The organism is Streptomyces bobili (assembly GCF_002154575.1).
GTDB lineage: Bacteria > Actinomycetota > Actinomycetes > Streptomycetales > Streptomycetaceae > Streptomyces > Streptomyces bobili.
In genome coordinates this window covers 1-7914 of record NZ_MUBA01000045.1, presented here as the reverse complement: position 1 = coordinate 7914, position 7914 = coordinate 1, and the positions used below count along the sequence as shown (strand labels likewise).

The following is a 7914-nucleotide window of genomic DNA, read 5'->3' as shown; positions in this document are numbered from 1 at the left end:
GACCGAGCTTGATCAGCGATCAGGCTCAGAAGTCCATGTCACCGCCCGGCATGCCGCCGCCGGCCGGGGCAGCGCCCGCCTTCTCCGGCTTGTCGGCGATGACGGCCTCGGTGGTGAGGAACAGCGCGGCGATCGACGCGGCGTTCTGCAGCGCGGAACGCGTCACCTTCGCCGGGTCGATGATGCCCTCGGCGATCATGTCGACGTACTCACCGGTCGCGGCGTTCAGGCCGTGGCCGACGGGCAGGTTGCGCACCTTCTCGACGATGACGCCACCCTCGAGACCACCGTTGACGGCGATCTGCTTGAGCGGGGCCTCCAGGGCGAGCTTCACGGCGTTGGCGCCGGTCGCCTCGTCACCCTCGAGGTCGAGCTTCTCGAAGACCGAGGTGGCCTGGAGCAGGGCCACGCCACCACCGGCGACGATGCCCTCCTCGACGGCCGCCTTCGCGTTGCGAACGGCGTCCTCGATGCGGTGCTTGCGCTCCTTGAGCTCCACCTCGGTGGCGGCGCCGGCCTTGATGACGGCCACGCCGCCGGCCAGCTTCGCCAGACGCTCCTGGAGCTTCTCGCGGTCGTAGTCCGAGTCGCTGTTCTCGATCTCGGCGCGGATCTGGTTGACCCGGCCCGCGACCTGGTCCGAGGAACCGGACCCGTCGACGATGGTCGTCTCGTCCTTGGTGATGACGACCTTGCGGGCCTTGCCGAGCAGGTCCAGGGAGGTGTTCTCGAGCTTGAGACCGACCTCCTCGGAGATGACCTCGCCACCGGTGAGGATGGCGATGTCGTTCAGCATCGCCTTGCGGCGGTCACCGAAGCCCGGGGCCTTGACCGCGACGGACTTGAAGGTGCCGCGGATCTTGTTGACGACCAGGGTCGACAGGGCCTCGCCCTCGACGTCCTCGGCGATGATCAGCAGCGGCTTGCCCGACTGCATGACCTTCTCCAGGAGCGGGAGCAGGTCCTTGACGTTGGCGATCTTGGAGTTCGCGATCAGGATGTACGGGTCGTCGAGGACGGCCTCCATACGCTCCATGTCGGTCGCGAAGTACGCCGAGATGTAGCCCTTGTCGAAGCGCATGCCCTCGGTGAGCTCGAGTTCGAGACCGAAGGTCTGCGACTCCTCGACCGTGATGACGCCTTCCTTGCCGACCTTGTCCATCGCCTCGGCGATGAGCTCGCCGATCTGGGTGTCGGCGGCGGAGATGGAGGCCGTCGAAGCGATCTGCTCCTTGGTCTCGACATCCTTCGCCTGCTCGAGGAGGGCACCGGAGACGGCCTCGACGGCCTTCTCGATGCCGCGCTTCAGAGCCATCGGGTTGGCGCCGGCCGCCACGTTGCGCAGGCCCTCGCGGACCAGCGCCTGGGCGAGAACGGTCGCGGTGGTCGTACCGTCACCGGCGACGTCGTCCGTCTTCTTGGCGACTTCCTTGACCAGCTCGGCGCCGATCTTCTCGTACGGGTCCTCGAGCTCGATCTCCTTGGCGATGGAGACACCATCGTTGGTGATCGTGGGGGCGCCCCACTTCTTCTCGAGGACGACGTTGCGGCCCTTGGGGCCGAGCGTCACCTTCACGGCGTCCGCGAGCTGGTTCATGCCGCGCTCGAGGCCGCGCCGCGCCTCCTCGTCGAACGCGATGATCTTGGCCATGTGAAGTGGTCCCTCCAGGACTGGGGGTGATTCCTTCGGACCGCGCCCGCGCCCGCGACGGACGGCTCGCCTGCCCCGTGGTTCCTTGCCCCACTTGGCCTGCGGGCCTCACCGACCCGGTCCTTCGTTGTCACTCTCACCATCAGAGTGCTAACGCCAATGATTAGCACTCGACCATGCCGAGTGCAAGCGGGTGCCCTCGATCCGCAGGTGAACAACGGCCCCACACCCGGACCCGGTCCCACCCTCCGGACATGACGAAGGGCCCGCACCCCTGGAGGTGCGAGCCCTTCGCGGATAGAACAGAAGAACGTCGCTGCAAGTCGGCGCGTGCTTCAGCTGGTCGCGAGCCGGACCATGTCCGCCTGCGGCCCCTTCTGACCCTGCGAGATCTCGAAATCGACCCGCTGGCCCTCTTCCAGGGTGCGGTATCCGTCCATCTGGATCGCGCTGTAGTGGACGAAAACATCCGCACCACCGTCGACCGCGATGAAGCCGTACCCCTTCTCCGCGTTGAACCACTTGACGGTGCCCTGAGCCATGCCTAACTCCCCTATTACTGGCCCTTGCACAGATCCGCACTTCGCGGATCCGGGTCAGACCTCACCCCCCAAGTTCGTTGGGGGCGTGCGCCGGAACGCGTCGACCGCGGCTGAATGTATCTGTCCAACTGCCGTCTGCAACAGGTCAATCGGACGAGAATTCCGGACGCGAACGGTCCGGAGAAGAGTGAGAATTCGCCCGAATTCAGGGCAAGTCGGGCCCCACAAAGGGAATGAAAGGCGCAAAACAGATGCGCACTTTGGCTGCTTCTCATCGCCTGCGCCGACGGAACTCATATGCGGCTGGCATGCATTGGCGGGCGCGTTCCCCAACTGTACCGCGCTCAACCACACTGAATTGCCCCCTCCGCTTCTCTCACGGAGGGGGCACATATCCATTAGCGGGCTCCGCCGCGGGATGAACTCTCGGTAATTACCGTTACCGACGGTTACTACCGGCGGGTACTGAACCTGGGTCAGCCGCCGGCCACGGCAGGGATGATGGAGACGCCGGCGCCGTCGGGCGTCACCGTGTCCAGCCCCTTCTCGAAGCGGACGTCGTCGTCGTTGACGTACACGTTGACGAAGCGGCGCAGCTTGCCCTGGTCGTCGAGGACGCGGGCGGCGATGCCCGTGTGGTTCTTCTCCAGGTCGGCGATGATCTCGCCGAGGGTCGCGCCCTCGGCCGGGACCTCCGCCTTGCCACCGGTGTAGGTGCGCAGGATGGTCGGGATGCGGACGGTCACGCTCATGCGAGGCCAGCCTCTCGGAAGGAGTCCAGGGTCGGACGGATGGTGGCGCTGAGGCCGGTGCCGGCCACCGCGTCGAGGGTCTTGAGGCCGTCCCCGGTGTTGAGCACGACCGTGGTCTTCGTCGGGTCGAGAAGACCGTTCTCGATCAGCTTCCTCGCCACACCGACGGTCACGCCACCGGCGGTCTCCGCGAAGATGCCCTCGGTCCGCGCCAGCAGCTTGATCGCGTCGACCACCTGCTCGTCGTTCACGTCCTCCACCGCGCCACCCGTGCGGCGCGCGATGTCCAGGACGTACGGCCCGTCCGCCGGGTTGCCGATGGCGAGGGACTTGGCGATGGTGTTCGGCTTCTGCGGCCGCACGACGTCGTGGCCGGCCTTGTAGGCGACGGACACCGGCGAGCAGCCCTCGGCCTGCGCACCGAAGATCTTGTACGGCCGGTCCTCGACGAGCCCGAGCTTGATCAGCTCCTGCAGCCCCTTGTCGATCTTCGTGAGCTGTGAGCCGGAGGCGATCGGCACGACGAGCTGGTCGGGCAGCCGCCAGCCGAGCTGCTCGCAGATCTCGTACGCCAGCGTCTTGGAGCCCTCGGCGTAGTACGGCCGCAGGTTGACGTTGACGAAGCCCCAGCCCTCGCCGGCCGGGTCGCCGATCAGCTCGGAGCAGAAGCGGTTCACGTCGTCGTAGTTGCCCTCGATGCCGACGAGTTCGCCGCCGTAGATCGCGGCCATGACGATCTTGCCCTGCTCCAGGTCGTGCGGGATGAACACGCAGGAGCGGAAGCCGGCGCGGGCGGCGGCGGCGCCGACGGCACCGGCCAGGTTGCCCGTGGAGGAGCAGGAGAGGGTCGTGAAGCCGAAGGCGCGGGCGGCCTCGATGGCCTGGGCGACGACGCGGTCCTTGAAGGAGTGCGTCGGGTTGCCGGAGTCGTCCTTGACGAACAGCTTGCCGGGGTCGACGCCCAGCTCGCGGGCGAGGTTGTCGGCCTGGACGAGCTTGGTCCAGCCGGGGTTGATGTTCGGCTTGTCCGCCACGTCGGCCGGGACGGGCAGCAGCGGCGCGTAGCGCCAGATGTTCGCGGGGCCCGCCTCGATGCGCTTGCGGAGCTCCTCGGTGTCATAGGACGAGAAGTCGTACGCGATCTCCAGCGGGCCGAAACACTCTTGGCAGGCGAAGACCGGGCCGAGAGGCACGCGGTGTCCGCACTCGCGGCAGGAGAGCGCCGCGGCGGGACCGAGGTCGACGGAGTCGGTGGTGCTTGCAACCGTGTTGCTTACATCTGTCTGCGCAGCCATGTGAGGCGAGGCCCTTCCTCATCTTCCTCACGACGCATTTCGCCGTGAGACGGATTTGGCACCTTCCCGAGCCGGGAGCCTCGCCACAACAACGTGACAGGACCAGCTGGAGGGTTGCCGGGGCTTCATCGGGCCGTATCCCTCTGCCCCTCTGGATGAGCGGTATGAAGTTGTGGGTTGTGAACGGAGACCACCTCGGACATGCGATGGTCATCCGCGTTGTTCAAGACTGTAACCGAAGGCCAGGACAGTTGAGATAGACGTCCGAACCGCGAGATGGATCACACCGTCACCCCACGTGCACGAGGTGTGATCACGACAGTGAGGAGCCGCAGACCGTGCTGAAAGAAGCTGAAGCCTGGCTGGCCACCCGCTCCTGGTCCGTGACCGACCGCCCGCTGCACCGCGTCCTGGCCGCGAAACGTGCCTCGGGTCAGACGGTCTCCGTGGTGCTGCCCGCCCTGAACGAGCAGGAGACGGTCGGCGACATCGTCGCGATCATCCGCCACGACCTGATGCAGCAGGTCCCGCTGGTCGACGAGATCGTCGTCGTCGACTCGGGCTCCACGGACCGTACGTCCGAGGTCGCCGCGGCGGCCGGGGCGCGGGTCGTGCACCGGGACGACATCCTGCCCCGGATACCGACCGTGCCCGGCAAGGGCGAGGTGCTGTGGCGATCGCTGCTCGTCACGACCGGGGACATCGTCTGTTTCATCGACGCCGACCTCAAGGAGTTCTCCTCCGACTTTGTCTCGGGCATCGTGGGCCCGCTGCTCACCGACCCCGGCGTGGACCTGGTCAAGGCCATGTACGACCGCCCGCTCGGCGGCGCCGCGGGCCAGGGCGGCCGGGTCACCGAACTCATGGCCCGCCCGCTGCTCAACATGCACTGGCCGCAGCTGGCCGGCTTCGTGCAGCCGCTGGGCGGCGAGTACGCGGCCCGCCGCAGCCTGCTGGAGCAGCTTCCGTTCCCCGTCGGCTACGGCGTGGAGCTGGGCATGCTGGTCGACGCCCTGCACCTGGTGGGCCTGGACGCCCTCGCCCAGGTCGACGTCGGCGTGCGCAAGCACCGCCACCAGGACGGGCAGGCGCTCGGCCGGATGGCGGCGGCGATCTACCGCACCGCGCAGCTCCGGCTGGCCCGCGGGCACATGATCCGCCCCGCCCTGACCCAGTTCGAGCGGGGCGCGGACGGCTTCGAGCCGCGCACCTACTCCGTGGACACCGAGGAGCGTCCGCCGATGGCGGAGATCGCGGAGTACGCGGAACGCAAGGTCGCCTAGGCCGCCCGCCAGATGGCTGGATACGCCCGCCCACGGACCGTAACCGTACGTTTGAGCGTTTCCGGACCGGGCTAGGTTGTGGCGTATGGCTTCCACGCGTGGTGCTGCTGCTGAGGGTGCTCAGGTGCTGGTCGCGTCCAACCGCGGCCCGGTCTCCTACCAGGTGCGCGAGGACGGTTCGCTGCATGCGAGGCGGGGCGGCGGCGGACTGGTCTCGGGCCTGTCGGCGATCGGGCCGGACGCCGGCGCCCTGTGGGTGTGTTCGGCGCTGACCGACGGCGACCGCGAGGCGGTGCGGCGCGGGGTCGGCGAGGACGGGGTCCGGATGCTCGCCGTCCCGGCCGACGTGCACGCCGACGCGTACAACGGCATCGCCAACTCCGTGCTCTGGTTCATCCACCACCTGCTGTACCAGACCCCGCTGGAGCCGGTCTTCGACGCGGAGTTCCGGCGCCAGTGGGCGTCGTACGAGACGTACAACCGCGCGTTCGCGGAGGCGCTGGCCGAGGAGGCCGCGGAGGGTGCGGCGGTCCTCGTGCAGGACTACCACCTGTGTCTGGTCCCCGGCATGCTCCGCGAGCTGCGCCCCGATCTGCGCATCGGCCACTTCTCGCACACGCCGTGGGCGCCGGTGGACTACTTCGCGCTGCTCCCCACCGACATCCGTGCGCAACTGCTGCGCGGCATGCTCGGCGCGGACCGGCTCGGCTTCCTGACCAGGCGCTGGGCGGACGCCTTCAGCGCCTGCTGCACGGAGTTCGTGGGAGGCCTGGGCGGCACGGAGATCGGCGTCCACGGCCTCGGCGCCGACGCCGACTTCCTGCGTGCCCGCTCCCACGAGAACGACGTCGAGGAGCGCATCGTCGCCCTGCGCGAGGAGATCGGCGAGGGCCGCAAGGCCATCGTGCGCGTCGACCGCACCGAGCTGTCGAAGAACATCGTGCGCGGTCTGCTCGCCTACCGGCAGCTCCTCGACGACCGCCCCGAGTGGCGCGAACGGGTCGTCCACGTGGCGTTCGCCTACCCCTCCCGCCAGGATCTCGCCGTCTACCGCGACTACACGGCCGAGGTGCAGCGGGTCGCGCGCGAGATCAACGAGCGGTACGGCACCCCCGGCTGGACCCCCGTCGTCCTGCACGTCAAGGACGACTTCGCCCGCTCCCTGGCCGCGTACCGTCTCGCCGACGTGGCCCTGGTCAACCCCGTCCGGGACGGCATGAACCTGGTCGCCAAGGAGGTTCCGATCGTCTCCGACCAGGGCTGCGCGCTGGTCCTGTCACGGGAGGCCGGGGCGTACTGGGAGCTGGGCGAGGACGCGATCGTGGTGAACCCGTACGACGTCCTGGAGACCGCCCGCGCCCTCCACGAGGCGCTGACCATGGCCCCGGAGGAGCGGGTGGCGCGCGCCAAGAGGCTGACGGAGGCCGCGACCGCGCTGCCTCCGGCCCGATGGTTCCTGGAGCAGTTGCAGGCACTCCAGTCCCTTCAGCGCGACTGACCGGCGAACACCCGCAAGCCCCACGACCCCGGCGGGACCATCGGCAGCCTCCGCGCACCCCGAACCCGTCAGCCCAGCCGGCCCGACAACGCCCGCAGGAGCCCCACGACCCCGGCGGGACCGTCGACGACCAGGTCCGCGCGGGCCGACAGTTCGGTCACCTCGGAGCTGCCGCTGGCCACCAGGAGACCGGGGACCCCGTCGGAGCGGAGCTTCTCCACGGCGGCGAAGGCGGGCAGGTCACCGAGGTCGTCGCCGGCGTAGAGCACCGCCTCGGCGCCGATCTCACGGACGTACTCGGTCAGGGCCACGCCCTTGTCCATGCCCGGCGGCCGAAGCTCCAGCACCATCCGGCCCGGCTCGACGATCAGCCCGTGGCGGGCGGCCAGCTCGGCGAGCGGCCGGCGCAGCGCCTCGAACGCGGCCTGCGGGTCCTGCGCGCGGCGCGTGTGCACGGCGACGGCCCGCCCCTTCTCCTCGACCCAGATCCCGGGCCCCGCGCCGGCCGCCTCCAGCACGGCGGGCAGCCCGGCCCGCACGGCCGCGACCCCCGGATGCGGGGCGGGCGCGGAAACGGTCCCGGTACGGGCGTCCCACCGCTCGGCCCCGTAATGCCCCAGCACGGCGAGCCGCTCCAGTCCCGCCACCCCGGCGAACCCCCCGTTCCGCACGGCCACCTCGGCGGGCCGCCCGGTCACGACGGCGACGGAGGCCACCTTCGGCGCCAGCTCCGCCAGCACGGACAGCGCCTGCGGATGGGCCCGCGCGTCCTCCGGGTTCTCGACGATCGGCGCGAGCGTCCCGTCGAAGTCGAGCCCGACGACGGCGCCGCGCGGCTCGGCCGGGATCGCGGCGGGGGCCTCGGGGCCGGGGGGGGTGGTGGGGGTGGGGAG

Annotated in this window: 7 protein-coding genes and 1 riboswitch; of the genes, 2 read left to right on the top strand and 5 right to left on the bottom strand. The window is 69.4% G+C overall.

Annotation, left to right across the window (positions count from 1 at the left end; translation table 11 throughout):
- Window positions 1-25: 25 nt before the first annotated feature.
- From groL to thrC, 4 genes are all read right to left on the bottom strand, one after another.
- On the bottom strand, window positions 26-1651 hold the full coding sequence (groL, locus tag BZL64_RS04300) for a chaperonin GroEL (protein ID WP_086766311.1): 1626 nt from the start codon (window positions 1649-1651) through the stop codon (window positions 26-28).
- Between the two features lie 335 nt (window positions 1652-1986).
- The gene (locus BZL64_RS04295) at window positions 1987-2193 is read right to left on the bottom strand and encodes a cold-shock protein (RefSeq protein WP_019057200.1); all 207 of its coding nucleotides are present in this window, start codon (window positions 2191-2193) and stop codon (window positions 1987-1989) included.
- 476 nt (window positions 2194-2669) lie between these two features.
- Window positions 2670-2945, bottom strand: coding sequence for a MoaD/ThiS family protein (locus tag BZL64_RS04290; protein WP_086766307.1), 276 nt, complete (start codon window positions 2943-2945; stop codon window positions 2670-2672).
- The gene (gene thrC / locus BZL64_RS04285; protein WP_086766306.1) at window positions 2942-4240 is read right to left on the bottom strand and encodes a threonine synthase; all 1299 of its coding nucleotides are present in this window, start codon (window positions 4238-4240) and stop codon (window positions 2942-2944) included. Before thrC ends, BZL64_RS04290 begins: the two co-directional genes overlap by 4 nt.
- A 15-nt stretch (window positions 4241-4255) precedes the next feature.
- Window positions 4256-4402: riboswitch (SAM riboswitch) on the bottom strand.
- 176 nt (window positions 4403-4578) lie between these two features.
- Here thrC and BZL64_RS04280 point away from each other — a divergent pair.
- Together BZL64_RS04280 and BZL64_RS04275 are read left to right on the top strand one after the other, a co-directional pair.
- Window positions 4579-5523 (top strand): glucosyl-3-phosphoglycerate synthase, encoded by a 945-nt coding sequence (locus BZL64_RS04280; RefSeq protein WP_086766304.1) that lies wholly within the window; start codon window positions 4579-4581, stop codon window positions 5521-5523.
- Between the two features lie 85 nt (window positions 5524-5608).
- Window positions 5609-7021, top strand: coding sequence for an alpha,alpha-trehalose-phosphate synthase (UDP-forming) (locus tag BZL64_RS04275; protein ID WP_086766301.1), 1413 nt, complete (start codon window positions 5609-5611; stop codon window positions 7019-7021).
- A 68-nt stretch (window positions 7022-7089) separates the two neighbouring features.
- Here BZL64_RS04275 and otsB read toward each other — a convergent pair.
- The coding region (otsB, locus tag BZL64_RS04270; RefSeq protein ID WP_107430202.1) for a trehalose-phosphatase at window positions 7090-7914 on the bottom strand (825 nt) is incomplete at its 5' end.

What these genes read in the sequence shown, in the direction of transcription:
- groL (WP_086766311.1), bottom strand. Translation starts at nt 1,651, where the DNA reads ATGGCCAAGATCATCGCGTTCGACGAGGAGGCGCGGCGCGGCCTCGAG.
- BZL64_RS04295 (WP_019057200.1), bottom strand. Translation starts at nt 2,193, where the DNA reads ATGGCTCAGGGCACCGTCAAGTGGTTCAACGCGGAGAAGGGGTACGGC.
- BZL64_RS04290 (WP_086766307.1), bottom strand. Translation starts at nt 2,945, where the DNA reads ATGAGCGTGACCGTCCGCATCCCGACCATCCTGCGCACCTACACCGGT.
- thrC (WP_086766306.1), bottom strand. Translation starts at nt 4,240, where the DNA reads ATGGCTGCGCAGACAGATGTAAGCAACACGGTTGCAAGCACCACCGAC.
- BZL64_RS04275 (WP_086766301.1), top strand. Translation starts at nt 5,609, where the DNA reads ATGGCTTCCACGCGTGGTGCTGCTGCTGAGGGTGCTCAGGTGCTGGTC.